Here is a 25,643-nt window from a genome sequence, read left to right as displayed (position 1 = left end):
TGAAGTGCCACGGCTCAAGGGCGAGGGAGCGCCAGATGCGGACGATGTCCGTCCCGGTGACGAAGTGGGCTCCGCGGATGCAGCGCAAATCCGCCCGGCATGACCGCCATTCGGCGGCGGGCTCTGGCGCACTGTCCAGTATCAACGCTTTGTCCCTTCGTTCAGGGTGAACCTGAGGAGGGTAACGCCAATCTAGCGCAGCATGGCTGGTAGTGGCGTTGGCTTGTTGTCGGTCGAGCCAAAGGGGTCATCGGGAGTTGCCCGAACAGGCACCTGAAGGACCAGGGGATTTCCGTTTCGGTATGCGGTGTGCCCGTTTCCTGACCGCGCCGGCGTTGTTGTCGATTCATCAAGGCCTTCTGACTTGACGTTGAGGGAACTGCGTCGCTTGAATGTTTGTACGTCTCGGATGTCACACTCCCGGACGGACACGTGTGTTCACGCCAACGGTGTTGGGCTGAACTCGGAGTGGGCAAGGAAAGGCGGGAGGGTCATGGCAGCAAGCCATGGCACTCGTGCGAGCCGAGGAGGACCGAGCGTGTCACGGCAGGTACTTGTGGTCTGTCCGGAGCAACCGGACAGTTTCCGCACCATCAGTGATGCACTCGCAGCAGCGCGTACCGGAGCGGTGATCCGCGTCCGCTCCGGGCGGTACACCGAGAACCTGACCATCAGGACCCGCGTGACAATCGTCGCCGAGGGAGAACCGGGCAGCGCGGAGATCTGCCCGCGTCGCGGCTCCGCCGTCGTCCTGGTCGCGGACGCGGTGATGCTCACCGACCTAGTGCTGCGTGGTGGTAGTGAAGACGTTCCTGTCGTCGACGCTGCCCGGGGACAGCTCGCCATGGACGGCTGCACGGTGGTCGGTTCCGGATGGACGGCGGCGCTGGCACGGCAGACCGGGTCACTGGCGATGCGTAACTGCCGTATCACCAACCCCGCCGGAGCCGGCGTCGTCGATACCTCACCCACGGGCAGCGTGATCGAGGACTGTGTCATCGAGAACGTCGGCACGTCCGCGATCGTCCTCAGCGAGCAGGCCCGCTCCATTGTGCGCAACTGCCGGATGCGGGACGCCCGTGGCAACGGCGTCCTCTCCAACGGCGAGGCGACGGGCGTCGTCGAGGACTGCGAGATCGCCGCGACTGAGAAGCCAGCCATCGCGTTGGAGGGCAACAGCAGCACGCAGGTGGCGCGCATCAAGATCCGAGACGCGTCGGTGGGAGTGTTCATCACCAGTGCCTCGCGGCCGGTCCTGGAAGAGGTCACCGTCACCTCGACCAAGAGCCCAGGATTCGTCCTCTCGTCAGGTGCCGATCCGCTGCTGCGCCGCTGCCGGACCATCCGCACCAAGCACCACGGGGTGTTCATCTCAGAGCGTTCCCGCGGCACCTTCGAGGACTGTGAGTTCACAGGGGCGCAGGCGTCGGCGATCCATGTGTCGGGCAGCAGCTCGCCGTCGTTCGCCCGCACCGTCGTACGGGACTGCGCCGATCAGGCGGGTGCGGTGCTGCTGGCCGAAGAGTCGGTAGCCGAGTTCGACCAGCTGGAGGTGGCGGGCGCGGCGGGCACGGCGATACGGGTCCGCTCCCAGGCCAATCCGATGATCCGGCGAGCCCGGATCACCGCGCCGGGCGGCGCCGGAGTCGACATTGGCGACGAGGGGCGCGGACGCCTCGAAAGCTGCACCATCGACGGGGCGGGCGGCGTGGGCATACGTGTGGCTGACGGAGGTAACACACAGATCAGGGACTGCGTGCTGCGCTCGACCTCCGATGCCGCCATCTTGGTCGGCGCCCAGGGCATCGCTTCGGTGGGGGACTGCGAACTCGATGGCAGCGGCGCTTCCGCCGTCACGATCGCGGACGGCGGCGAGCTGACACTCCACCGCACGCGCATCAGCGCCGCCGGAGCACACGGGGTGCTCATCCCGTCGGGCGCCCGCGCCGAGCTGCGGTCTTGCGAAATCGTCCGTAGCGTCGGCGACGGCATCCGCGTCGACAGCGCGGAACTGGTGGAGATCGTCGGCTGCTCGGTGCGGGACAACAGGGGAGCGGGGCTGCGGCAGACGCGTGCGAGCAGCCAGCTCGAAGTGGTGGACCTGACCAGCGCGGGCAACGCCATCCCGGACGCGTGGGGAGCCGAAGCGGCAGTGCCCGGGCAGGGCGCCGGAGCCGGCGGGCCGGGCGGCGGACCCAGCGCACCCACGACCCCGCTGGACGAACTGGAGGCGCTCGTCGGCCTGGACGGGGTGAAAACCCAGGTCCGTTCCCTCGTCAACCTTAACCAGCTCGCACAGCGCCGGATACGCCTGGGCATGCCGGTGGCCACGATGAGTCGTCACCTGATATTCGCGGGGCCTCCTGGTACCGGCAAGACGACCGTGGCGCGGCTCTACGGAAGCATCCTGGCCGACCTCGGCGTACTGCGCTCCGGCCACATTGTTGAGGTCGCCCGCGCCGACCTGGTGGCGCAGGTCATCGGCGGCACGGCAATCAAGACGACCGAGGCGTTCAACGAGGCCCTCGGCGGTGTGCTGTTCATCGATGAGGCGTACACCCTCTGCCCCGAGGGGGCATCATCCAACGACTTCGGCCGCGAGGCCATCGACACCCTGGTCAAGCTGATGGAGGACCACCGCGACGACGTCGTGGTCGTCGCGGCCGGCTACTCGGCCGAGATGGAGGGCTTCCTCTCCGCCAACCCCGGAATGGCCTCCCGGTTCTCCCGCACCGTCGAGTTCGCCAATTACTCCGTCGACGAGCTGGTGACGATCGTCGAAAACATGTGTCTACGTCATCACTACGAGCTGGGCCCCGGCACCTCAGCCGCGCTCGCCGGGCAGTTCGAGAAGATGACGCGCGACGCCACCTTTGGCAACGGTCGTGCTGCCCGCCGGGTCTTCGAGGAGATGGTGGACCGCCAGGCGTCCCGTCTGGCCGGCATCGCGGACACCGCCGAGGCTGATCTGTCCCTGCTCCTGCCCGAGGATGTCGCAGACGAGGCGGCCGGCAGCGGACCGACGGGCGAGGACCGCGACGCGATGCTGGCCCGGCTAGAGTCCATGATCGGACTGGGGGCGGTGAAACGCGAGGTCAAGGACCTCGTCGGTCTCCTCACCACAGCCAAGCAGAGAGAGGCGGCCGGCCTCCCCGCCCCGAGGGTCAGCCGGCACCTGGTCTTCTCAGGACCGCCGGGGACCGGCAAGACGACCGTGGCCCGCTTGTACGCCCAACTACTCCACGTTCTCGGCGTGCTGCCCAAGGGCCAGCTCGTGGAGGTGGCCCGGGCCGACTTGGTCGGCCGGTACGTGGGACACACCGCACAGCAGACCAAGGACGTCTTCCAGAGTGCGATGGGCGGTGTGCTGTTCATCGACGAGGCGTACACCCTGACGCCCGACGGGGGCTCTTCCAACGACTTCGGCCGGGAAGCCGTCGACACGTTGCTGAAATTGATGGAGGACCACCGGGACGACGTCGTCGTCATCGTTGCCGGGTACGGCGAGGAGATGCAGCGCTTCCTGGCTTCCAACCCCGGCCTAGCCTCGCGCTTCACGCGGAATGTCGTGTTCGAGAACTACACCACGGACGAACTCGTCACCATCGTGGAGCAGCAGGCAGTGTCCACTGGATATGAGTGCGTTCCCGAGACGCTCAAGGTGCTGCGCGCTCATATCGCGCCCCTTCCACGAGACCGTTCGTTCGGCAACGCACGCCTCGCGCGCCAAGTCCTGGAGGACATGATCACCAACCAGTCACGTCGGCTCGGCTCCCACGCCGCGCCGACCGTGGAGGACCTGCGCACACTACTGCCCGAGGACCTGCCGACTGGCACGGTGGCGACCGCTGGCTGACGGAGGTAGATTCGACTCTGCGAAGCCGTGGTTTGCGGGGGCGCGCCTGGAGGGTGCTGTCAGTCTCACGTTCACCTGCGCAGGTGGAAGGGCTAGTACTCCAGTCTGGTTTCGCGATCTTGTGTCGGGCCCGGCTGGGAACGGGTACGGCCACCGCGTGATCATCGGGGGTTGTGTGGATTCCTGAAGATCGTGCGGTGGCCGCAGGTCATAGCGTAGACCCTGCCCGCTGGCGGGCGATGTTTGAGCAGGCCATGGCCCGGATAGAGGGACGGTTCAGGCGAGTTGAGCCTCGGTCCTCTGCCCGTGCCTACCTGCTCGGGCTGCTGTCGGGTGTCGAGCGGAAGAACTGCTGGCAGCTGGCCGAACAGGCGGGCCACACCCGGCCCGGGCCGATGCAGCGCCTGCTGCGCTACGCCCGTTGGGACGCCGATGCGGTCCGCGACGACCTGCGCGCCTACGCCGCCGACCACCTCGGCACCGACAACGCGGTGCTGATCGTGGACGAGACCGGCTTTGTGAAGAAGGGCCGTTCCTCGGCCGGGGTGCAGCGGCAGTACACGCACCGCCGGGGCTCGTGTCTGAATAACTGTCAGGGTTGATCTGTGCAGGTGTCGTCGCGTGATGGTAGGTGGGTTTGTAGTTGTGCGAGGGTGCGGGCGGGGGGTCCGGGTAGCGGTGTGACCTCGATGCGGTGCAGGTCCAGGACCGGCGGCTGGCCGGGGTGACGGACTACTTCACCAAGTACGAGCACGGCTGGCACATCAGCCCCTCGTGCACCGGCGCCGACGCGATCGAGGCGGTGAAGCTCGCGATCGCGGAGGCCGAACGTCTCGGCGGACGTCCGCTGGCCGAGCTGCTGCCCGCCGGTCCCGACACCGGCAAAAACCGGCGCATCAAGCTGGTCACCGACAATGGCGGAGCCTTCAAGGGCGCCGCGTTCGCCCGCTTCATCGCTACCCGCCCCGAGTTGCTGCACATCCGCACGCGGGCCAAGAGCCCCGGCCAGAACGGCGTACGCGAGCGCGCCTTCGGCTCGCTGAAGTACGAGCACCTCTACCGCCTGGAGATCGAGGACCTCACCATGCTCGCCCGCGAGGCCGAGCACTACCGGCATGTGTTCAACCACATCCGACCCCACGAGGCCCTGTCCGGCCACCGGCCGATCGAGGTCTACAACGACCCGAGCCTGCATCCCCAACTTTCAAACCGAGATCACTGAGCCAAAAACTTGACGCGGGACAGTACAACCACCGACGACTCCACGGTGAGATAGGCCACGTCCCGCCCGTCGAATACGAGAACAACCACTACCTCGCAACCACGAAACCGGTCATGTCTCCTGTAGTGGTGTAACCGTGTCGCGTTGATCTTCAGTGGGATAGATCTTGTCCATGCTGCCTTCGGGGAGGTAGCGGCGGGGGAAGGCGATCCATTCGTCGTGCATCTCGATGAGCACGGCGGTGGTGAGGCGTTCGAGGGCGCCTGGGTTGGGGAAGATCTGGACGACGTCGACGCGGCGCTTGATCTCCCGGTTGACCCGCTCCAGGGGGTTGGTCGACTGGATCTTCTTCCAATGTCGCTCGGGGAAGTCCGCGAAGGCGGTGAGGTCGACCTTGGCTTCCAGGAGCATCGCCTGCACCTTGGGGAACTGGCGTCCGAGCATGTCGGCGACGGTGTCGAGCTGGGCGCGGACGGCCTCGGCCGTGGGCTGGGCGAAGATCGTGCGGATGGTCGCGGCCGCCATCTCCGCGGCGTCCTTGGGGATCACCGCGAAGGCGTTGCGCAGGAAATGAAGCCGTAAAGAATCAACTTGTCGGTGTGTCGGTTTCTTCATCCGCGGCGGCGAGGAGTTCGGTGGCGGTGCGGTAGCGGGTGGTGGCCGGAGGTGGGAGAAGTCCGCTTTCGGCGAGCAGGGGCCGGATCTCGCGGACGACGTTCCCGATCGAGGACCTGCTCACGTCCCCCAGCACGTCGGCGAGGACGTCCAGGGTGCACAGTCTCCGCAGGTAGAGGATGGCGACGACGACGCGTTCTCTGTCGCCGAGCTTCTGCGGGAAGACGCCGCCGCGGCTGCCCGGCTGGCGATCGGTGCCCCGGCGCTGGTAGGAGGCACGTTCGACCAGGGCAACCTGGCGTGGGGCGAGGCGGCGAGCGAGTGCATCCAGTTCCGTGCGGGACATGCCGGTAAGCCGCGGATGGGACAGGCTCTCCATGATCCGGGTGCGCGGCGGGGTCTTGTCGGTGTCGAGGAAGGCCATCAGCGTGTGCGCCGTGGTGAACCGGCTGGGGAGCGTAACCGGGCTGGTGGCCGTGGTCCTCCAGGACCCGGCGGGTCTCGGCGATGAGGTGGCCGATGCAGGTTGGGGTCACCTCCAGCATGTCGCCCAGCAGCTTCATCGAGCAGACCTGGCGCTGGTAGAGGAGGGTGAGCATCACCCGGGTGGCGTCGTCGAACAGCGGCTTGGCCCGCTGATTTCCGGTTGCGCGCCGGGCGCGTCCGCCGCGCTGCTCGCTGTAGCGTTCCTGGGCCCGGGCGGCCTGCAGCGGGGCCAACTCAGCACACAGCTCTGCGAGTTCCGTGCCATTCAGCCCGGTCAGGCGCGGGTCCGCCAGACGGGCCAGAAGTTCGCGGCGTCGGCCGGCGACGCCGTGCGCCTCGCTGACAGGCAGGGCCTGTGGCGCGGAGGGTTCGGGCAGCAGGGTGTAGTTCCACTGGCCGTGAACCTCATGCCGGACCAGCGGCAGCGCGGCGAAGCGGTCCTTGCTGATCGCGATGCCGGTGGGGTAGTCACCGGGATCCAGGTGGGCCTCGACGCGCAGACCAGCCCGGGTGCGGGTGGCGGCGATCGTCTCGATAACGACTTCGTGGCTGGTCAGCGGCCTGCCACGCCAGTTGTGGGTGATGTGGGAGAACAGCCGGTGCTCGATTTTGTTCCATTTGCTTGTGCCCGGACAATGCCGTTGCTTGACTACCGAACTATCACGGGCTGTAGCGTGATGATCCGGTAGGAGAGCTTCGACGAGTACTTCGAGTCCGGACGCTTCAGATGTCGGTCCGCCTCCCGCAGGCGCCTGGCGCCGTTGTCGAGCTTACGGCGAACCTTTGCCGCCAGCACCACCAAGAACTCCTTGATCTTCGTGGGCGTGTCCGTGCACTGGCGGACCACGCTGCGCCGTGCGTGCTTGAGGACCTTGACGAAGGAGACCCGGTCCGGGGGAATCCCGGTGTCGTCGGCCAGAGCGATGATGACCTGCGTGAGGCAGTGGTGTACGACCAGATGCGCCCAGACCTCCTGGCGCACCAGATCCGGGTCACCCGAGCGCAGGACCTCGGCTGGCCCGCGCTGGAAGGTCTTGATCTGCCGGAATGCCGACTCCGCCTCCCACCGCGAGTGATAGAGCCCTGCCAACTCCGCCGCCGGATATGCGACCGGGTCCACAAGGTCGGTCAACAGCCTGACCACCTCGCCGTCATCGACGCGGTACTCGATCACGCGGACCAGCACACCTCCGGGATGCGCGCCTTTCTGCCCGGCCAGGTTCATCCTCGCCAGGTAAGTACGGGACTGCTGCATGATCGGGTGACAGCGGGGTTTATGCAGCCAGAGCTGCGGGTGGGGTCATGATGGTCTCGTACTCGACGGGGGTCAATCGGCCCAGGCGTCGTTGCCGCCGGCGCCGGTGGTAGGTCCGCTCGATCCAGGTGACGATCGCGATCCGCAACTCCTGGCGGGTGGCCCAGACGCGGCGGTCGAGGACGTTCTTCTGCAGCAATGCGAAGAAGCTCTCCATTGCGGCGTTGTCGCCGGCGGCCCCGACCCGGCCCATTGAGCCGACCAGGCCGTGCCGGGTGAGGACGGCGGCGACCTTGCGGGACCGGAATTGCGATCCGCGGTCGGAGTGCACGATGCATCCCGCAGCGGGGCTGCGGCGGGCAACGGCGGACTCCAGCGCGGCCACCGCGAGGCGGGACTTCATCCGGGCGTCGATGGAATAGCCCACGATGCGGCCGGAGTACACATCCTTGACGGCGCACAGATACAGCTTGCCCTCGCCGGTCGCGTGCTCGGTGATGTCCGTGAGCCACAACCGGTTCGGCCCGTCCGCGGTGAAGTTCCGCCGCACCAGGTCATCGTGGACCGGTGGCCCGGCTTTGGCATTCTTCCCGCGGCCCCGGCGTTTGCCGAAGGCACTCCACCAGCCGTTGTCCCGGCAGATCCGCCAGGCGGTCCGCTCGGCCATCGCCTCACCGGCGGCGTGGGCCTCGTCGAGAAGGAAGCGGTGCCCGAACTCGGGATCGTCGCGGTGCGCCTCGAACAGGGCGTTGGCCCGGTATGCCTCGGTCAGTTCCGCGTCGGTGGCAGGCCGGGCAAGCCACCGGTAGTAGGGCTGGCGGGCCAGCCCGAGCACCCGGCACGTCACCGCCACCGGCACCCGGTAAGGGGCATCGGCGGCGGCCAGCTCACGGACGAGCGGGTACATCATTTTGACGGCAGGTTCGCCTGCGACAGATACGCCGCAGCCCTCCTGAGCACCTCGTTCTCCTGCTCCAACAACCGGATCCGCTTGCGGGCCTCGCGCAGCTCGGCCGACTCACCCGACGTCGTTGCGGGCCTGGCGCCCTCATCGGTCTCGGCGCGGCGCAGCCACTTCGACAACGTGATCGGGTGGACCCCGAAGTCAGCGGCGATCTGCTCCAGCGTGACGCCGGGCTCGCGGTTGCGCGCGACCCGCACGACGTCCTCGCGGAACTCCTTCGGATACGGCTTGGGCACTGCAACATCCTTCCAGGCCGCCTCTCAGCAAGCCAGGTCAGGTGTCACTCAACCCTGCAGCAGTCCCTACCGTCGGGCAGATACTTGACCGGGCGAGCAGCAACGCTCGACCGGGCACGGATTAGCAGATGAGCCCCGGTCCCGGTGTATGCCTTCCATAGCGCCACCCCGGGAAAGCCGCGGTCCATGATGACCAGCATCCCGGCCGCCGCGTCGGCCATTTTGATCGCCAGCTCCGGCTCGCCGCCGTTGAATCCGCCCACCGCCGCGTCGATCTGTGCGTGGGTGCCGCACTCGGTCAGCGTCACCCCCCGGACCTGCGGGAAACCCGCGGGCTGGCCGTTCTTGACCGGTCCGCCGAACGCGGCCCGATTGGCCGTCGTGTCCGGCACGTCCAGCACGAACCCGTCCACTGCGGCCAGCCGCATCTCGCGATAGAAGGCGCTCTTCAAACCGACCGGAGCCAACGGCCCGGCCAGCTCCCGGAACATGGTTTCCAAGACCTGCGGTCCCAGGCGCCTTCGCGCCCGCGTGAACGAGGACTTGTTGGGGATGCTCTCACCCAACTCCGGGATACTGCCGACAAGCTGCTCGGCGACGTCGTCGTAGGAGTCCTGCTGAAACAGGGCCAGAGCGAGCGTGAAGTAGACCATGAACCCGGCCGGCAGGGCGCCGGACTTCTTGTCGCGAACCCCGCATTTCTCCAGCACTTCACCGACGAGCTCCGGGGTCACCCAGCGTGTCACCACTCCCAGCCGCACATGATCAGATATCCCCACCCATGGATGCATGCCGGGCTCAACGATCACTGTGCCCCAAACGTCACCGCGAACTGCTTGCCCTACTCAAGCAACGGCATTGTGTGCCCGGAGGAAAGTGACACACGGTGATGCTCAGTTCGGTTTCGGCGGCCAGGGCGGCCAGTTCGCTCTTGCAGACCCGGTAGCGGTAACCGTTGGAGCCGCCTGCGTCCGAGGTGATCAGCAGGCGTGACGCCTTCGGGTAGTCGAGGCTGCCGCGACAGCGCCACCAGCGGCGGATGGACTCGACCGCGAAGACCGACGTGTCGTGGTCGACACCGACGTTGACCCATCCGGTGTTGCGGACGATGTCGTAGATCCCGTATGGGATCGCCTGCTGAACGTCCGGGCCACTGAAGAAGAAGTGATGGTCCTCCACCTCGACCGGCTCGCCCCTGGGCCGCCACTCGCGGCCGGCCATGGGCAGCCGTCCGATCTGCTCCCGCTTCTTCGTGTCCACGCTGATCACCGGCTCGCCATCGGCCTGGTGCTGCTTGACCTGCTCGTTGATATAGCGGAACTGGGCATCCCGGTCGGGATGCTGGGCACCCTCGAGGGTCTTGGCGTTCGCCTGCAGGCTGAAGCCCTCCTGCTTGAGCAGCCGGCCCACCGTCGGCGCGGACACCGGGTGCCCCTGCCGGGTCAGCTCCTCGGCCAGGTTGCGCAGCGACTTCGTCGTCCACCGCAGCGGAGACTGAGGATCTCCCCGCTCGTCCGGCTCGACCAGCCCCAACAGGGCTTTGCGCAAGACCGGATCGTTCTCCTCGGCCCGCTTGCGGCCTCCGCCTGGTGCACGCACCCGGCCGTCCGGCAGAGGCCCGGCCCCCGCTTCCAGCTCCAACACTCCACGACGCACGGTCGTCTCGCTGACCTGCGCGATCCGCGCTACCGCCCGTATGCCGCCGTGCCCGAGCAGCCGGGCCTCGGTAGCCAGGGCCAGCCGCCGCTGCCGCTCGTTCAAGTACGGCAACAACACCGAGAACCTGCACTGGAGTTGGAAACAGATCTCCTCCGGAACTGCCATACCCTGACAACGAGCCTGTCCCTGTAAAGCAGCACCTTGATTCTTTACGGCTTCATTTCCTGCGCAACGTCTTCGCGGTGATCCCCAAGGACGCCGCGGAGATGGTGGCCGCGACCATCCGCACGATCTTCGCCCAGCCCACGGCCGAGGCCGTCCGCGCCCAGCTCGACACCGTCGCCGACATGCTCGGACGCCAGTTCCCCAAGGTGCAGGCGATGCTCCTGGAAGCCAAGGTCGACCTCACCGCCTTCGCGGACTTCCCCGAGCGACATTGGAAGAAGATCCAGTCGACCAACCCCCTGGAGCGGGTCAACCAGGAGATCAAGCGCCGCGTCGACGTCGTCCAGATCTTCCCCAACCCAGGCGCCCTCGAACGCCTCACCACCGCCGTGCTCATCGAGATGCACGACGAATGGATCGCCTTCCCCCGCCGCTACCTCCCCGAAGGCAGCATGGACAAGATCTATCCCACTGAAGATCAACGCGACACGGTTACACCACTACAGGGGACATGACCCAGGTCGGCTGGAGGAGCTGCAGCGCACGACGGAGTTCGAATGCCTGTCACTGAGCGTTTTCAGCGTTGACGCTCCGGAGTGAGGACGGCGGCGGAGATTGACGACAGGCGGTTGGGACTGCAACGGGCCCGGCGGAAGATCCGCCAGGACTTCAGTTGCGCGACGCTTCGTTCGACTGGCGCTCGCGCAGCTGACAGGGTTCGGTTGATCGTCTGCTGGGTCGGGTTGAGGTCCTGGCGCGGAAGCCGTCTGATCGGCGTGGTCACCCAGGAGTCGGCGCCGATGTAGGCGCGGTCGGCGAGGACGGGAACGCCTTGGCGTTCGCAGATCCGGATGATGCGGTGGGTGCGGGCCGCAGTCAGATCGTGGGTGCGCCCCGGCAGTGCGGGCGAGATCCATAGCAGCTTGCCCGCAGGGTCGGCCACGACCTGCACGTTCACGCCATGGCGGCGGTGCTTCTGGGAGAAGTCCGCCCGGCTGTCACCGACCCGGTCGCACTCGGCGAGGGTTCCGTCGAGCAGGACGTGCTCGGGATCGGTCTCGCGCAGGACACGCAGCAGGCCGGGCGCCCTGCGGGACAGGTGGCCGACGACGGTCGCGACGTAAGCGTGGGCGGTGCCGACGGATATGCCGAAGCCGGCCGCGATCTGCGACAGCGGGTCGTGCCGGCGAAGGTAGATCAGGCCGACGAGAGCACGCTGGTGAGGCGGGAGCTTGCAGCGGCGGTCACCCTCACGGGTGACGATGAGCATGGTTACCCACTCGACCAGAGCGTGAGGCAGGTCGAGTTCGGCTCGATAGGAAACCAACGAGGCTCCTGCGCTGATCAGTTGAGACGTCGAACACCTCCCTCAACGGCACAGGAGCCTCATGCGTTGCGGACGTCGGCCCGTCACCCGATCAGTGGCCACTCTGAAAATGCTCCTTACCTTCTTGGCGGGTCGGTTCCGCTCATTCGTACGATCGGGAGGCCCAGGGACGTCGGGTGTGGCTCAAAAAGCTCATGCCGAGGGTGTGGCTTTCAGTGATTGGCCGCCCGGCGCCCCGCGACGACACGGCCACTCATTGGGATGCGCGAACCTCATCGCTTCGTAAGGACACGTCGGCGTGGTCGTCTGCCGGGACCAGGAACACGGATCCTCAAGGGAGGCACGAGTGCCGCAGCTGTGGGCGGGAACGGACGCGGGCAAGAGCGAGCATCACTGCACGGTGATCGACGCCGAGGGTGAGCGAAGGCTGTCACGGCGGGTGGCCAACGACGAGACGACTCTGCTCGAGCTGATCGGTGAGGTCCTCGAGTTGAGCGAGGGCGAGCCGGTGACCTGGGCCGTCGATCTGAACGCGGGCGGTGCCGCACTGCTGATCGCGCTGTTGGCCGCCCACGGACAGAAAGTCCTCTACATCCCGGGCCGGACCGTCCACCACGCCTCCGGTTCCTACCGGGGCGACGGCAAGACGGACGCCAAGGACGCCTACGTCATCGCCGATCAGGCCCGCATGCGCCGTGACCTGCACCCCCTGCAGGAACAGGACGAGATCGCCGTCGACCTGCGGATCCTCACCGCCCGCCGTTACGACCTCACCGCCGACCGCACCCGCGCCATCAACCGGCTGCGCGCCCAGCTCCTGGAGTACTTCCCCGCCCTGGAACGCGCCTTCAACTACAGCACCTCCAAGGCCGCGCTGGTCCTGCTGACCGGCTACCAGACACCGGCCGCCCTGCGCCGGATCGGCCGGTCCCGCCTGAGCACCTGGCTGGCGAACCGCAAGGTGCGAAACGCCCAGGCGGTGGAGTTCACCGCGCTGGAGGCGGCGCAGGCCCAGCACACGGTGATTCCCGGCGAGAGGACCGCAGCAGCCATGGTCCGCACCCTGGCCGCCGCGGTGATGGCCCTGGACGAGGAGATCGCCCGCACCGACGCGCTGATCGAGGCACGGTTTCGCGAGCACGCGCACGCTGCGGCGATCACCAGCATGCCGGGCATGGGCAGCCTCCTCGGTGCCGAGTTCATCGCCTGCACCGGCGGAAACCTGGACGCCATCGGCAGCTCCGGCCGCCTGGCCGGCATCGCAGGCCTGGCCCCCGTCCCCAAGGACTCCGGACGCATCAGCGGCAACATGCGCCAACCGCACCGCTACCACCGCCGCCTCCTGCGCGTCTTCTACCTGTCCGCCCAGGTCGCCGCCCGGTGCTGTCCGACATCCAGAGCCTTCTACGAACGCAAGAGGAGCGAGGGCAAGTCACACAAGCAGGCCATCCTCGCCCTCGCCCGGCGCCGCCTCGACGTCTTGTGGGCCCTCATACGCGACCAGCGGACCTTCACCGTCGAGCCACCTCAACGCGGCCTCGCAGCGGCATAACACGGTCACCGACCGCTACCACAGCCCTTGACAAACCTGATTGGGAATCACTGATCGACTGATGAAGTGCAACGCTCCGGGAGCTACAGCGAGCTCCCGCAAATCAGAAGGGCCCCGATGACGATCGTCTACGACCGCACCAAGACCGTCGTCCGCCATCCGCGACCGGCTCCTCCCCCACTGCGAAGTGATCTCCATCAACGGCCACAGCTACCAGCTGAAGAACCGCCTCAAGAACATCGAGCGAGAGATCGAAGTGGCAACATTGAGCCTTTTCCAACCTCACTCTGAGCTGGTCAGATGAAGGGTGAGGACGGCTTGGACGATGCTGGTGATCCGGGTGGTCGAGCACCGCAGTTTGCGCAGGATCCGCCAAGACTTGAGGGCTGCGACGGCGGGCTCGACGAGGGCCCGGATCTTTGCGTGGGACCGGTTCACCGCTTTCTGGCCTTCGGAGAGGTTCTCCCACCGGCCCCGGCACGGGACGCGGACCGTGCCTCCGGCACCTCGGTAGCCCTTGTCGGCCCAGCATCGGATGCCGGCCTGCGTGAGGGCGTCGACAATGCCGTGTTCGCGGGCCGCGCGGATGTCGTGGACGGCGCCGGGCAGGGCCGGTGAGGCCCACAGCAGTCGGCCGAAGGGATCGGCGAGGACCTGCACGTTCATCCCGTGCTTCTTGTGTTTGCCGGAGTAGAACGGGCGGTCGGCGGCGATGCGGTCGATCGGCAGGAGCGTGCCGTCCAGGATCAGATATGCCTTCGCCGACGCGGTCCGCACCACGTCGGCGAGGCTCGGGGCGAGCGTGGCGAGAAGCTCGACCGCCTCGGTGACGTAGCGGTAGGCCGTTGTGGTGCCGACGCCGAATCCGGCCGCGAGCTGGGCGTAGGTGTTTCCCACCCGCAGGTGGGCGATTGTGAGCAGGGCCTGGCGGCCGGCGCTCAGACGCCGCCACCGGGAACCGATCGCGCGGCGGTGCCGCCGCAACTGCTGTGTGAGGAAGCGAAGGGCGGAGCTGGACACGTCAGCGCCCGACGGGTAGACAAGCACGTGAAGCCTCTGGTGGAGACGGTTCTCTTGGTCGAAAACCCGTCTACCAGGGGCTTCACCACGTTGTCAGCCCAACTGACGTACTCAAGAACGAGGTTGGAAAAGGCTCATTGGCAATAAGAGGATGTCTCACGTGGTGAGTTTTGCGAGCTTCTTGTAGCAGGTCAGGGCCGCCGCGAGTCCGAGGAAGGCCAGGAAGTGGCTGCCCTTTCGCTCGTATCGGACGGTCAGGCGGCGGTAGCCGAAGAGCCAGGAGATCGACCGTTCGATCTTCCAGCGGTGCCGGCCGAGACGCTCGCTGGACTCGATGCCGGGCCTGGCGATGCGCGGGACGATGCCCCGCTCGCGCAGCCACTTCAGCCTCTCGGCGGAGTGGTACGCCTTGTCGGCACGGAGCCTGCCGGGGCGGCGTCTACGGGGACCGCGCCTCGAGCGGATGGCGGGTATGCCCAGGACCAGCGGCAGCAGCGCCTGGCTGTCATGAACGTTCGCGCCAGAGACGCCAAGAGCGAGGGGTAAGCCTTGCGCGTCGGACAGTACGTGGAGCTTGCTGCCCTTCTTGCCCCGGTCGACCGGATTGCGCCCGGTCAGCGATCCCCCTTTTTCGCACGGACCGAGGCCGCGTCCACGATCGCCGAGGTCCAGTCCACCTCACCACGGGCCCCGAGTTCGTCCAGAACGGCCCGATGCAGCCGCCGCCACAGCCTGTCCTTGGTCCAAGCGGAGAACCGGCGGTGCGCGGTGGCCGGCGAGACACCGAAAGTCTCCGGCAGATGGCGCCAGGCACAGCCGCTGGTCAGCACGTACACCACAGCCGTGAACGCTGCTCGCTCATCGACCGGGGCCGTGCCTCCACCCTGCGGACGGGAAGTAAACGAAGGCAACAACGGTGCGACGAGCGACCAGAGTTCGTCAGGAACCAACCGCTGCGACAAACCAACAACCATGGCAAAGCATCATGCCGCATCCACCTAACCTCGATCTTGCATGAGGGTCCGTCAGCTTGCTGAAGGACTCTTTCGGCTCGTTCGGAGCGGAGATTTCTGCAGGTGGGCAGGCTGGTGGCCCGGCTGTCGCGTCGGGTGGGCGCCGGGTTCCACGGCTCCGGTCGGGTGGTGTTGCTCGTGGGGACGGGAAGTTGCTGGTCAGCCGGGGTTCGGCAGGGCCGCGAGCCGTTGCAGGGCGTCGGTGATCACACCAGCCCAGGGCCAGTGCTTGGCGAGGCGGAGGATGCGGCGGCGTCCGGTGGTGACGAGCTGAGCGGCCACGGAGAACAGCCGCAGCCGCAGGCGGCGGGGCTCCCACCGGCCAGCTTGTCCGGTGAGGGCGAGCATGGGCATCCAGGCGAGCAGGTCGAGGGCGATCTGGACGATCTCCAGCCAGATCTGGTTCTGCGCGGTGTCGTGCAGGGGCAAATTGCGCAGGCCGGTGGCGCGGGCGGCGCGGATGCGGTCCTCGGCCCTCGCGCGCTGGCGGTGCCGCAGTTCGAGCGCGGCGATCGGAGCATGCTTGGTGTTGGTGGCGAAGCAGGTCAGGCGCATGCCGTCGGCGTCGGTGAAGCGCAGTTGGGCGCCGGGGTGCGGGCGTTCCTTCCGCACGATCAGCCGCATCTCCTTGGGCCAGCCGGTCAGGCAGTCGCCGTCGAGTTCGGCGACCCAGGCACCGTCGCGGATCTCGCCGTCGGGCTCGACGGCCGGCGTCCAGGCCGATGCCGGGACCTTCCCGACGGCCTGGTGGATGGCATCGGTGATGGTCATGCCGACCGAGTAGGACAGCCACCGGCCGCGCGCGGAAAGCCAGTCCACGAACTCGTGGGTGCCGCCGCCCGAGTCGGTGCGGATCAGCGTCCGCCGTCCGCGCCGGTACTTCTTCGGCAGCTGCTTCAGGGCGATCCTGGCGGCTTCGATGTGGTCCGCAGCGGTGTTGCTGCCCGCGTTCCCGGGCCGCAGCAGCCCGGCCACCGGCTCCCCGGACCCGCCCCGGCCGTGGTCGACGAACCCCATCAGCGGATGGTGCCCGAACGTCTTTTTCCAGGTCGCGGCCGCATCCTGCTTCTCGGAATGCGCGATCACCAGCACCCCGCCCAGGTCCACGACCACCTGCCCGGACACGTCCGGCGCCGCGTCACCGGCCAACGTCCACACACATTCACGGACTTGAGAGCGGGCCTGCCGCAGTGCGGTCAGAGCACGCTTCCCACCCGCTGCCAGCGTGTCGATCAGCCGGGATACCGTCGGATCGGAGGCCACCGGCCCGAACATGGCCGGTTCGGCCCGCAGCAGACCGACGTCTGCCAGGCAGTCCCCACCCAGCGCGACCGCGAGCGCCACATCCAGCAGGACCTTGCCCGGATCATGCACCGCCCGCGGCCTTCGCCACGGCTCAAGCGCCGCCGATATCGCCTGATCCAGACCGGACTTGCGGATCGTCTCCACCAGCAGCACACCACCGGCCTGGGACACCACCCCGCGGCCACCGCCCTCGACGCGGACACGCGGGTAGGACCCGATACGCTTCTTCACCTGGAGAGTGCTTCTTTCATGCGACGACCTGGACACTAGACAAGTCCCATCGTTGCAGGTCAGGAGCACTCTCTGCGTTTCTGATCACCCACCGGACGCCCTGCCACGTGAAAGCGCGAGGCTAACGCCACGTGAGACACCCTCTAAAATCATTCACATTTCCGCTTTCTTCTGCCAGAAATCTGGGGACGTCCGTCGCCCAACCCCGCTGAGGGCTGATGATTCGGCTGCGCACCGAGGCCGTTGGCTCCAGTCTGCCGGATTGTGGCGGCGACCGCGACGTCGACTGCGAAGACATGCCCGACACCTGCTTTCAGGGCGGTCTTCGCGAAGCGGACGGTGCGGTGACGGTGCTCTAATCGGTCGACGCATCCACCTGAACTGGCTGCCATTCCCTTACGTTAAAAGGTCGACCTCCCTCACCGGCCTCGCACGGAGACACTATGAAAGACCGGACACAACGACACCGCTCGGCAGCGGCGGCCACAGTGATGCACAGCCTCCGGAGCCAGCGCGACGATGGGTCTTGGGCCTCCCGGCCCGTGCTACGCGTCGCCGAGACCGCCGTCGCCGCTTTCGCGCTCGCATTCGCCGGCGGACCGAGCTCTCGGACGGCCGTCGACCGCGCCCGCGACTGGCTCCTCCGCAATCACCCCCGTGCCGTGATCGAACCTCCCGCACGTCAGCTGGAAGCGGCTCTCTGGTCCCTCGGCGTCAACGACGGCGAACCCGTCACACTCCCGCCGCTGCCATTAGGACCCGGCTGCGACTCATCGTCACCGACGCTGCCTTCGACACCCTCCGCTGGTGACTGGGACTGGCAATGTCTCCTCGTGCAGGTGCTCGCCCTCCACGGCGATCGCCCGATAATCGGGGGAATGTCACTGAAGGAGCTGCGCGGAGCCATCAGTGATATCAGCGACTGGGCCGCTCGCGCACCGGCGGACCCAGCCAGTACCGTCGAGGCACTCGCCGCCCACATACTTCTGGAACGTCCACAGCATGCCGGGCAGGCAGGCTGGCCGGCACTCGAACATCTCATGGCTAGGCAGTCCCCCGACGACTCGTACGGCGACGTTATAGCCGCCGCATTCACCATGCTGGCACTCAGCAGCGTGGGAGCCCGCGGAGGTGCCTGGAGCCGGAGTCTCGATTACCTGATTCGCGTGCAGCGGAGCGATGGTTCCTGGACCGATCGAACCGCCGACGTGGTCGAAACAGCCCTGATCACCCGGGCACTTCGCGATGATCCCGCCTTTGCGGAGCATGCCCTGCCCGGCGCACTCGCGTTCCTCTGCTCGGCCCAGCGCCACGACGGGGGTTGGGGCGCGACGGTGCAAGCCCCCTCAGACGTTTCTCTCACCGGACTCGTCCTCAGCGCCGTTGCCGGGCTGCCGCTGCCCCGCCATATATCGGAACGCGCGTGCGCCTATCTCATGTCCCGGCAAACACCCGACGGCCTCTGGGGCCACGGCAAGCCGTGCGAGGAGACCGTCGCCCACGTGGTGGCGGCCCTGCGCCAGCACGTCGGGAGGCACCACGTCCCGTACGACAAGGCGGAGAGATGGCTCGCGGCACGGGTACGTAACGCCTCGGGGCTGGCGCATGGTACAAGCCATATCCTCGGCCTGCCGTACGCCGTCCACCAGATGACTGAGGCACTCGGCTGCTCGGCACCCGAGAGCGTGGAGGCGGCGCGCACCCTGGCGTCGCTGCAGAACCCAGACGGCGGCTGGCCGGAGCAGTTGGACGGGCCGAGTACCCCGGCAGCCACCGGCATCGCCCTGGTTGTTCTGCGACAATGCGGCCTGCTGACCGCGGAGCGCCGCGCCCCCGCGCTGGACCATCTGGTGAGCGGATTAGGCGAACAAGGCACCTGGCGGGGCAGCCTGCCAGAGATGGCCAGGATTTGGCCGCTGCCGGTCCAACTATCCGGTGTCACCCACGCGCTCGCTGCATGGGGGCTCCACGCAGCGCTGCGTCCCGCAGAAGCTGCAGCCTCGAGTTGATGCCGCACCCGAGCAGGGTAGGGGCCGTGCCCGTGACACGGCCCGCTCGTCGCTCTGTTGGGGTGTCGATCCTCAGGTAGGCGGGACATCGTCGGTCACACCTGCCGTCAGGCGGTGGCTGCTGCTCCCCGCCACCGCGGGGCCGTGTGCGGTCGGCGGGCCTGTTGTAAGGGGATTAAGACCAAATACTGGTGATTTAGGTGCTTTTCTGGCGTCTGCTGGTTGGTTTGGTGGGTGGGATCAGTGTGACTGCGACGGCCGGTGGCCGGGGTGGGTTGCGGTGGTGGGTGTGTTTGAGGTGCCAGTTGGTCATCTTGCGTTTGATGACACGGGGGTTGGAGCGCTGCCTGCGGTGTCGCGCGTCAGACTTTCTGGCACAGGGGTTTGTTGAGCCCTGACGAGCTGAAGGAGAGCCTGATGAGCCGTCCGCCGCAGTTCCCGGTGGAGGACAAGATACGGATCGTGCTGTCGGTCCTGGCTGGTGAGATGACCGTCGCTGAGGCGGCCCGCCGGAACAAGACGTCGCAGACGTCGGTGGCCAAGTGGCGGGACCAGTTCCTGGAGTCCGGGAAGGCTGGCCTGACGGCCGGAACATCGAAGCAGGCCTCCAGCCGGGAGGCGATGCTCGAGGAGCAGATCGAGGACCTCAAGGCCGCGCTTGGTGAGGCCCATGTCGAGCTGCGGGTGTGGAAGAAGTCCGCTGAGGGCCGCCTGGCCCCTTCGAGGACCTCGAGGTGATCCGCACCGAAGCGGCGATGCCGACCTCGAGGTTCTGCGAGCTTGTCGGCATCCCGCGCCGCACCTGCACCCGCTGGCAGGCCCGCGCCCGCCGTGGCCAGAGTGTGGTCAAGGGCCCGTGGCCGGCGCCGGTGGTCGACCAGCTCGAGCCGATCGCCGCGAAGTACGCCGCGGACTGGCCGGCCTGGGGCCACCGCAAGATCCACTGGATGATGCGAGCCGACGGCCACGACGTGTCTGCATCCTCCATCGAACCGGCTCTGCGCAGAAGGGATTTACTCCAGCCGGTCGACTACCAGGGCATACGCCGCGAGCCGGCCAAGGCCCGCAAGGCCGCCTTCGCCCAGCCGCCGACGAGCCCGAACGAAGTATGGCAACTGGACTTCTCCGAATACGAGACGTCCGGAGGCGGGATCTGGCAGCTGGCCGGGGTGACGGACTACTTCACCAAGTACGAGCACGGCTGGCACATCAGCCCCTCGTGCACCGGCGCCGACGCGATCGAGGCGGTGAAGCTCGCGATCGCGGAGGCCGAACGTCTCGGCGGACGTCCGCTGGCCGAGCTGCTGCCCGCCGATCCCGACACCGGCAAAAACCGGCGCATCAAGCTGGTCACCGACAATAGCGGAGCCTTCAAGGGCGCCGCGTTCGCCCGCTTCATCGCTACCCGCCCCGAGTTGCTGCACATCCGCACCCAGGCCAAGAGCCCCGGCCAGAACGGCGTACGCGAGCGCGCCTTCGGCTCGCTGAAGTACGAGCACCTCTACCGCCTGGAGATCGAGGACCTCACCATGCTCGCCCGCGAGGCCGAGCACTACCGGCATGTGTTCAACCACATCCGACCCCACGAGGCCCTGTCCGGCCACCGGCCGATCGAGGTCTACAACGACCCGAGCCTGCATCCCCAACTTTCAAACCGAGATCACTGAGCCAAAAACTTGACGCGGGACACGTGCAGCTCACGGGCTCGGAACTCTTGATCGGGATGCTGGTTGAAGGTGTTCACGATGGCCTGGTAGGCGGTGTTCGTCTCGGGCGGTGCGGGTTGGCCTGAAGCCGGTGCGAGTTCGGCGATGACCTTCCGGGTGGTGACCAGGTTCGCGAGTCGCGCTTCGGTCTCGGTCAGGGCGGCGGTCAAGTGCTGGATCTGGGCACGCAGTTCGTCGGCACGGGCTGCGGCCTTGTCGTGCTGGGCCTGAAGGTCGGCCAGGAGCTCGATGACGTTCACGCGGCCAGCCCGAGGGTGTCGCGCCAGGCTGGACTCGGTGTGGTGAGGCGGCGGGTCATGCTCGCGATCGAGGCCCAGTAGACGCGCGAGGCGGACGTGTCGGGCCAGTGATCGTACTCGCGGGCCAGTCGGCGGTGCAGCATCAACGTGCCGTTGACCTGCTCCACGATCCACCTCTTCGGTTGCGGGACGAAGCCTTTGCCCTGGTCAACCGGGTTGCGGCGGACGACTTCGACGTCGATGTCCAGCAGGGCACCGTGGATGAGGACCTCGTCCTTGAAGCCCTGGTCCACCAGAGCCTTCTCCAGACGCATCCCGCACCGCTCGGCGGCCTGGTCGAGCAGCGCGGTGCCGGCGGCGTTGTCGTGGGCGGATGCGGCGAGCACGACGACGCCGATGATCAGCCCCAGCACGTCGACGGCCAGTCCCCGCTTGCGGCCCGACACCTTCTTGTTGGCGTCCAGTCCCGTCGTGGTCTTCGGGACACCGGCGGCCGCACGCACGGACTGGGTGTCGATGATCACGAGGGACGGGTCCTCTAATCGCCGAGCTCTCGCCCGGACCTGGCAGCGCAGGAGTTCCTGGATCCGCTGGTCAAGGCCGTCCTGACGCCACAGCGTGAAGTAGTAGAACACCGCCGACCAGGCCGGCAGGTCATGGGGCAGTAGCGCCATAGCCCGTCCGGTTCTGGTAGAAGATCGCGTTCACGACCTCCCGCAGATCGCAGGCCCCGGGATCACCGGTCGCCGACCGCGCCACCCTCACCTGCTTCCAGGCCGTGATCATCGGCTCAATCAACGCCCAATGCTCATCCGACAAGTCGCTCGGATACGGTCTTCGGTCCATGTCCGCATCCCAGCATGCACATGGCGAACGGTCGCCTCGTACGGCGATCAGTACCACGATCGAGCGATCACGAACCAGGGAAGATCGGACTTAACGTCCACTCAGACACGGATGACCCGAGGTCCCAGCAGCGAATAACGATGGGCTTCCGTTTGGGAGAGCCGGGTGTCGGTGATGATCGCCTCGAAGGCGCCGACCTCGGCGAAACGGCAGAAGCTCACGGCCCCGAACTTAGTATACACCCCGGAGAAGATCCGCCGCCGGGAGATCCGTGTGGCCTGGCTCTTCACCTCGCTCACCAGCGGATCGGGCGTCGTCAGGCCGTACTCGCGGGAGATGCCATTGGCGCCGAGGTAGGCCAGATCGATGACGAAGCCGGACAGCATCCCGGAGGCCCACTGACCGACTGTGGCCACCGTGCCCCCCCGGACCCGACCACCCAGCAGCAGAACGCTGATGTTATCCCGGGCCGCCAGGCTCGCGGCCGTCTGGAGCGAGGCCGTGATCACAGTGAGCTGCCGGTCATGGGGAAGGGCATCGGCAATGAGCTGTGGAGTGTAGCCCTCGTCGATGAACACCGTCTCGGCATCCCCCAGGAGCTCCACCGCGGCCTTCGCGATCCGCAACTTCTCCCCGACATGCATGGTGGTCCGGAGAGCCAGCGTCGTCTCGAAGCCTGCGCTCTCCACCGGATGTGCGCCGCCGTGCGTACGCCGCACCAGGCCATGCTGTTCGAGGGTCCGCAGATCGCGCCGTACGGTCTCCTTGGCGACTCCCAGTTCCTCAGCGAGTTGCACCACGTCTACCGACCCGGCCTGACGCGCCAGATCCAGGATCTGGCGCCGGCGTTCCTCAGATTCCACTACGCACCCCTCCGATCGATGGCCAGGCCGAAGATCCTTACTGTTTCAGATCTATGACAGAACCCGGATTACTTCGTGAAAAAGCGTTCGTAGTAAGAGGTGAATGCCCGTTGCCCAGATCATACTGGAGGGGAAAATGAGTATCCAGAAGGCGACCGACCAGATGATCCGACTCGCCCGACTGGTGGAGTCCCACACGAAGGAGGCTCATTTGGCACGCTTCGTCGCTTATGCGGACAACCTCTACTGCGCTGCCAGGAACGAAATCGGAGTGGGAATCCATAGAACCTCGTCCCGTGGCGATCTTTCATCCGGTTCTGTGGAGAGTGCCGAGGTGGACGTGGAACTTTTGATCGACGCCGCACTGGATTCTACTCCACTAGGGATGGCCTATCGTGCGGTCCTGGGTCGGGCTTGGTACAAGGCGTGCGACTGACAATTTCTTTGCAGATCGAGCGTTCATTTTCATACCCGTCGGCACGTCCGGAGGTGCGGATGGACTCGTCGCATAGCGTGGGAGTCAGAGCTGGACGACCACATTGGCTCCACGGATGAGGTGCTGACTGTTGCAGGTTGCTGTCGCTTTAAGTCGAACTCGCCCGCCAGGGAGCTTGTCGCTAACGGTAGCTAGCACCTCAACTTCAGTCCCGTGGCCGTCATCCGGCACGAGCAGCGGATTCTGGAAGCTGAATTCGTAGTCGATCACGGCAGCCGGGTTTCTGGCCCACGCAGTAACCGTTCGGAGTACTTGCGCGAAGATGAGCATGCCGGGAGAATTCGTGCCTTTCAGGCCGAATTCTCGGGCTGCTGTCATGTCCCAGTGAATGGGATTGAAGTCTTTGGTCACGCTGGCGTATCGAACCACTCCTTCACGAGTGAAACGGTACCGTGCAGCCGGGAGCTGAAAGCCGACTTCGATGTCTTCAAATTTTTCCTCGGACTCTTTAATCATGTTCATTTTCCTTCCGGAGGAATGATCATTACGGCCGAGGTCGAACGTGCCACACGACTGCCGTCCCGGTCCGAGAGGGTGCATCTAAGGATGAGCACCTCGCGCGGCTTCACCACCGCAAGACGCTTCACCTTTGTGGACACAGTCAGTTCGTGTCCTGCATGGATCGGCCTGTCGTATGAGGTGTGCTGCTTCGCCTGCATGATTTGAGATCGCGGAATGTCGAAGCTCGCCAGGAGGCGCTCCAGTTCGGGTATGACAAGCGCCATGATGAACGTCGGAGGTGCGATGATGTCCGGGTGCCCCATAGAGCGAGCTACCTTGGAATCACGGTAAGCGGGATCAGGGGCACCGATCGCGTCGGCGAACTCCCGGATCTCCTCCGGAGTCACGGTGAACGGAGCTTTGGAGGGATCGGGTACCGATGCGATGAAGGTGGAGTGCACTTGCAAGGGTGGTGCCTCCTTGTGAGTTTCATTCCGGCGGATTGCCATGTTTGCGCTGAGGGAGCGGAGTCTTCTTCGTCTGCAGCATCGCAAGGGCGCGGGTGAGCGTTTTACGGGTCTCGGAGGGATTGATGACATCGTCGACGAGTCCGCGCTCCGCGGCGTAGTACGGGTGCATAAGTTCGTGTTGGTAGTGCTTGATGAGGCTGACGCGAGAGGTGTCCGGATCGGCGGATTCAGCCAACTGTTTGCGGTAGAGCACGTTAACGGCGGCTTCGGCGCCCATCACGGCAATTTCGTTAGTTGGCCAGGCGTAGGCCAAGTCGGCACCGATGGACCGGGAGTCCATAACTATGTACGCGCCTCCGTAAGCTTTGCGTATTATGAGCTGGACCCTGGGCACGGTGGCATTGCAGTACGCGTACAGCAATTTTGCGCCGTGCCGGATGATGCCACTGTGTTCCTGGTCGACCCCTGGTAGAAAGCCGGGTACATCCAGGAGGGTGACCAAAGGGATGTTGAAGGCGTCGCACAGTTGGACAAAGCGGGCCGCCTTTTCGGAAGCATCGATATTGAGGACGCCCGCGAGATGATTGGGCTGGTTGGCAACAATGCCTGCCACATGACCGCCCAGACGGGTGAGCGCACAAATGACGTTGGGAGCCCATCTCTCCTGAACTTCGAGGTAATCGCCGTCGTCGACTAGTTTTTCGATGACCGCGCGCATGTCGTACGGTTGCCGGCCATTGGATGGGACGATATCGAGCAAGGACTCGCAGGAGCGGTCGAGAGGGTCGGCCGTTGGCTCGAACGGCGGATACTCCTCGTTATTCGACGGGAGAAGCGAGAGTAGATAACGTACGTCCTCCAAGCAGCTGACCTCGTCATCATAGGAGAAGTGTGCCACTCCGGATGTTTCGGCGTGGATGTCGGCGCCGCCTAGGGCGTTGTGGGTGACTTTTTCGCCGGTCACGGCGTGGATGACGTCCGGTCCGGTGATGAACATCTGGGAGGTGTTCCGGACCATGAAGACAAAATCGGTAAGCGCCGGGGCATAGGCTGCTCCGCCGGCGCACGGACCCAGGATGACGGAAATTTGAGGGATGATGCCGGATGCCTTGGTATTGCGCTGGAAGATGCCACCGTAGCCGGCGAGAGCGGTCACCCCTTCCTGAATCCGTGCCCCGGCCCCGTCATTGAGTGAAACGATCGGAGCGCCCACCGACAGCGCCATGTCCATGATCTTATGGATCTTGGCTGCGTGGGCCTCACCGAGCGATCCGCCGAAGATCCGGAAATCATGGGCGTAAAGGAATACTGTCCGCCCTTCCACGGTGCCCCATCCGGTGACCACACCGTCGGTATAAGGTTTCTTGTCCTCGAGGCCGAAACCAGAGGCCCGGTGACGTCGGAACGACTCGACCTCGTTGAAGGAACCGGGATCGAGTAGGCGGTCGATTCGTTCGCGTGCGGTGAGTTTCCCCTTCTTGTGTTGCGCGAGGGTGGCGCTTTCGTTGGGCCCGTTGTGGGCCTCCGCGCGCCGAGCGTTGAGCTCGGCAACCAACGTGCGAGCAGACGTTGAGATGGCGGTGTCAGTCGACTGGTGCGTGGGCTCTGGGATCATCCTGGAACTCGGACTGCCGGCCACAGGTGGT

Annotated in this window: 21 protein-coding genes and 5 pseudogenes; 9 read left to right on the top strand and 17 right to left on the bottom strand. The window is 66.2% G+C overall.

Annotated elements, in window-relative coordinates; all coding sequences use genetic code 11:
- The first annotated feature begins 538 nt into the window (after positions 1–538).
- The 3 genes from QFZ82_RS01860 (at position 539) to QFZ82_RS01850 (ending at position 5,078) form a co-directional block, all read left to right on the top strand.
- Positions 539–3,856, top strand: a complete 3,318-nt coding sequence (locus QFZ82_RS01860; RefSeq protein ID WP_307711432.1) for a right-handed parallel beta-helix repeat-containing protein — start codon at positions 539–541, stop codon at positions 3,854–3,856.
- Positions 3,857–4,095: 239 nt separating this feature from the next.
- Positions 4,096–4,458 carry a transposase gene (locus QFZ82_RS01855; RefSeq protein ID WP_373429219.1) on the top strand — a complete coding sequence of 121 codons (363 nt, stop codon included), beginning with the start codon at positions 4,096–4,098 and terminating at the stop codon, positions 4,456–4,458.
- A 92-nt stretch (positions 4,459–4,550) separates the two neighbouring features.
- On the top strand, positions 4,551–5,078 hold the full coding sequence (locus QFZ82_RS01850) for an integrase core domain-containing protein (protein ID WP_307711431.1): 528 nt from the start codon (positions 4,551–4,553) through the stop codon (positions 5,076–5,078).
- Positions 5,079–5,189: 111 nt separating this feature from the next.
- Here the strand turns inward: QFZ82_RS01850 and QFZ82_RS01845 are convergent.
- The 7 genes and pseudogenes from QFZ82_RS01845 to QFZ82_RS01815 all read right to left on the bottom strand — a co-directional run.
- Positions 5,190–5,657: pseudogene (locus QFZ82_RS01845) on the bottom strand (transposase); the annotation flags it as partial.
- A 7-nt stretch (positions 5,658–5,664) separates the two neighbouring features.
- Positions 5,665–6,117 (bottom strand): hypothetical protein, encoded by a 453-nt coding sequence (locus tag QFZ82_RS01840; protein ID WP_307711333.1) that lies wholly within the window; start codon positions 6,115–6,117, stop codon positions 5,665–5,667.
- A 433-nt stretch (positions 6,118–6,550) separates the two neighbouring features.
- Positions 6,551–6,811 (bottom strand): annotated as a pseudogene (locus QFZ82_RS01835) (ISAzo13 family transposase); the annotation flags it as partial.
- Positions 6,812–6,828: 17 nt separating this feature from the next.
- Positions 6,829–7,434 (bottom strand): hypothetical protein, encoded by a 606-nt coding sequence (locus QFZ82_RS01830; RefSeq protein ID WP_307711430.1) that lies wholly within the window; start codon positions 7,432–7,434, stop codon positions 6,829–6,831.
- Between the two features lie 19 nt (positions 7,435–7,453).
- Positions 7,454–8,634 (bottom strand): IS3 family transposase gene (locus QFZ82_RS01825; RefSeq protein ID WP_307711400.1). Its coding sequence is split into 2 segments (ribosomal slippage): positions 7,454–8,347 and positions 8,350–8,634, totalling 1,179 coding nucleotides; the frame shifts between segments, so codons are not numbered across the junction.
- A 44-nt stretch (positions 8,635–8,678) separates the two neighbouring features.
- Positions 8,679–9,425 (bottom strand): transposase domain-containing protein, encoded by a 747-nt coding sequence (locus QFZ82_RS01820; RefSeq protein ID WP_307711478.1) that lies wholly within the window; start codon positions 9,423–9,425, stop codon positions 8,679–8,681.
- Positions 9,426–9,495: 70 nt separating this feature from the next.
- Positions 9,496–10,458 (bottom strand): annotated as a pseudogene (locus QFZ82_RS01815) (ISAzo13 family transposase); the annotation flags it as partial.
- 47 nt (positions 10,459–10,505) lie between these two features.
- Here QFZ82_RS01815 and QFZ82_RS01810 point away from each other — a divergent pair.
- Positions 10,506–10,973 (top strand): annotated as a pseudogene (locus QFZ82_RS01810) (transposase); the annotation flags it as partial.
- A gap of 62 nt (positions 10,974–11,035) precedes the next feature.
- On the opposite strand, the gene QFZ82_RS01805 reads toward QFZ82_RS01810, so the two are convergent.
- Entirely contained in the window at positions 11,036–11,785 is a 750-nt protein-coding gene (locus tag QFZ82_RS01805) for a transposase family protein (protein WP_307711429.1), read from the bottom strand.
- Between the two features lie 346 nt (positions 11,786–12,131).
- On the opposite strand from QFZ82_RS01805, the gene QFZ82_RS01800 reads away from it, so the two are divergent.
- A complete protein-coding gene (locus QFZ82_RS01800; RefSeq protein ID WP_307711428.1) occupies positions 12,132–13,337 on the top strand; it encodes an IS110 family transposase in 1,206 nt (401 codons plus the stop codon).
- A gap of 282 nt (positions 13,338–13,619) precedes the next feature.
- Here QFZ82_RS01800 and QFZ82_RS01795 read toward each other — a convergent pair whose 3' ends face one another.
- From QFZ82_RS01795 to QFZ82_RS01785, 3 genes are all read right to left on the bottom strand, one after another.
- Entirely contained in the window at positions 13,620–14,384 is a 765-nt protein-coding gene (locus QFZ82_RS01795; RefSeq protein ID WP_307711427.1) for an IS5 family transposase, read from the bottom strand.
- A 129-nt stretch (positions 14,385–14,513) separates the two neighbouring features.
- Positions 14,514–15,331, bottom strand: a protein-coding gene (locus QFZ82_RS01790) for an IS5 family transposase (protein ID WP_373429203.1) whose coding sequence is annotated in 2 segments (ribosomal slippage) — positions 14,514–14,998 and positions 14,998–15,331 — 819 coding nt in all. Because the reading frame shifts where the segments join, the coding sequence is not laid out codon by codon here.
- 198 nt (positions 15,332–15,529) lie between these two features.
- The gene (locus QFZ82_RS01785; RefSeq protein ID WP_307711426.1) at positions 15,530–16,906 is read right to left on the bottom strand and encodes an IS1380 family transposase; all 1,377 of its coding nucleotides are present in this window, start codon (positions 16,904–16,906) and stop codon (positions 15,530–15,532) included.
- An 878-nt stretch (positions 16,907–17,784) separates the two neighbouring features.
- Here QFZ82_RS01785 and QFZ82_RS01780 point away from each other — a divergent pair.
- The 3 genes from QFZ82_RS01780 (at position 17,785) to QFZ82_RS01770 (ending at position 20,582) form a co-directional block, all read left to right on the top strand.
- Positions 17,785–18,915, top strand: a complete 1,131-nt coding sequence (locus tag QFZ82_RS01780) for a prenyltransferase/squalene oxidase repeat-containing protein (protein WP_307711425.1) — start codon at positions 17,785–17,787, stop codon at positions 18,913–18,915.
- Positions 18,916–19,332: 417 nt separating this feature from the next.
- A complete protein-coding gene (locus tag QFZ82_RS01775) occupies positions 19,333–19,653 on the top strand; it encodes a transposase (protein WP_307711246.1) in 321 nt (106 codons plus the stop codon).
- Complete coding sequence (locus tag QFZ82_RS01770; RefSeq protein ID WP_307711424.1) at positions 19,650–20,582, top strand: integrase core domain-containing protein; 933 nt, start codon at positions 19,650–19,652, stop codon at positions 20,580–20,582. Before QFZ82_RS01775 ends, QFZ82_RS01770 begins: the two co-directional genes overlap by 4 nt.
- Here the strand turns inward: QFZ82_RS01770 and QFZ82_RS01765 are convergent.
- The 3 genes and pseudogenes from QFZ82_RS01765 to QFZ82_RS01755 form a co-directional block, all read right to left on the bottom strand.
- Complete coding sequence (locus QFZ82_RS01765) at positions 20,576–20,881, bottom strand: hypothetical protein (protein ID WP_307711423.1); 306 nt, start codon at positions 20,879–20,881, stop codon at positions 20,576–20,578. The two genes, QFZ82_RS01770 and QFZ82_RS01765, sit on opposite strands and share 7 nt — an antisense overlap.
- Positions 20,878–21,727, bottom strand: a pseudogene (locus QFZ82_RS01760) (IS5 family transposase). The gene QFZ82_RS01765 and the pseudogene QFZ82_RS01760 overlap by 4 nt, the downstream one beginning before the upstream one ends.
- Before the next feature lie 101 nt (positions 21,728–21,828).
- Entirely contained in the window at positions 21,829–22,590 is a 762-nt protein-coding gene (locus QFZ82_RS01755) for a DeoR/GlpR family DNA-binding transcription regulator (protein WP_307711422.1), read from the bottom strand.
- Positions 22,591–22,726: 136 nt separating this feature from the next.
- Between QFZ82_RS01755 and QFZ82_RS01750 the strand changes: the two genes are divergently transcribed.
- Entirely contained in the window at positions 22,727–23,026 is a 300-nt protein-coding gene (locus tag QFZ82_RS01750) for a hypothetical protein (RefSeq protein ID WP_307711421.1), read from the top strand.
- 84 nt (positions 23,027–23,110) lie between these two features.
- On the opposite strand, the gene QFZ82_RS01745 is transcribed toward QFZ82_RS01750, so the two are convergent.
- From QFZ82_RS01745 to QFZ82_RS01735, 3 genes are read right to left on the bottom strand one after another with little or no spacing between them, the layout of a single operon-like run.
- Entirely contained in the window at positions 23,111–23,542 is a 432-nt protein-coding gene (locus tag QFZ82_RS01745) for a MaoC/PaaZ C-terminal domain-containing protein (RefSeq protein ID WP_307711420.1), read from the bottom strand.
- A 2-nt stretch (positions 23,543–23,544) separates the two neighbouring features.
- Entirely contained in the window at positions 23,545–23,988 is a 444-nt protein-coding gene (locus QFZ82_RS01740; RefSeq protein ID WP_307711477.1) for a MaoC family dehydratase N-terminal domain-containing protein, read from the bottom strand.
- Positions 23,989–24,016: 28 nt separating this feature from the next.
- Positions 24,017–25,612, bottom strand: coding sequence for an acyl-CoA carboxylase subunit beta (locus QFZ82_RS01735; RefSeq protein ID WP_307711419.1), 1,596 nt, complete (start codon positions 25,610–25,612; stop codon positions 24,017–24,019).
- Between the last annotated feature and the right edge of the window lie 31 nt (positions 25,613–25,643).

It is taken from the genome of Streptomyces sp. V4I23 (assembly GCF_030817975.1).
Classification (GTDB): domain Bacteria; phylum Actinomycetota; class Actinomycetes; order Streptomycetales; family Streptomycetaceae; genus Streptomyces.
This window is presented reverse-complemented; position numbering and strand designations above follow the sequence as displayed.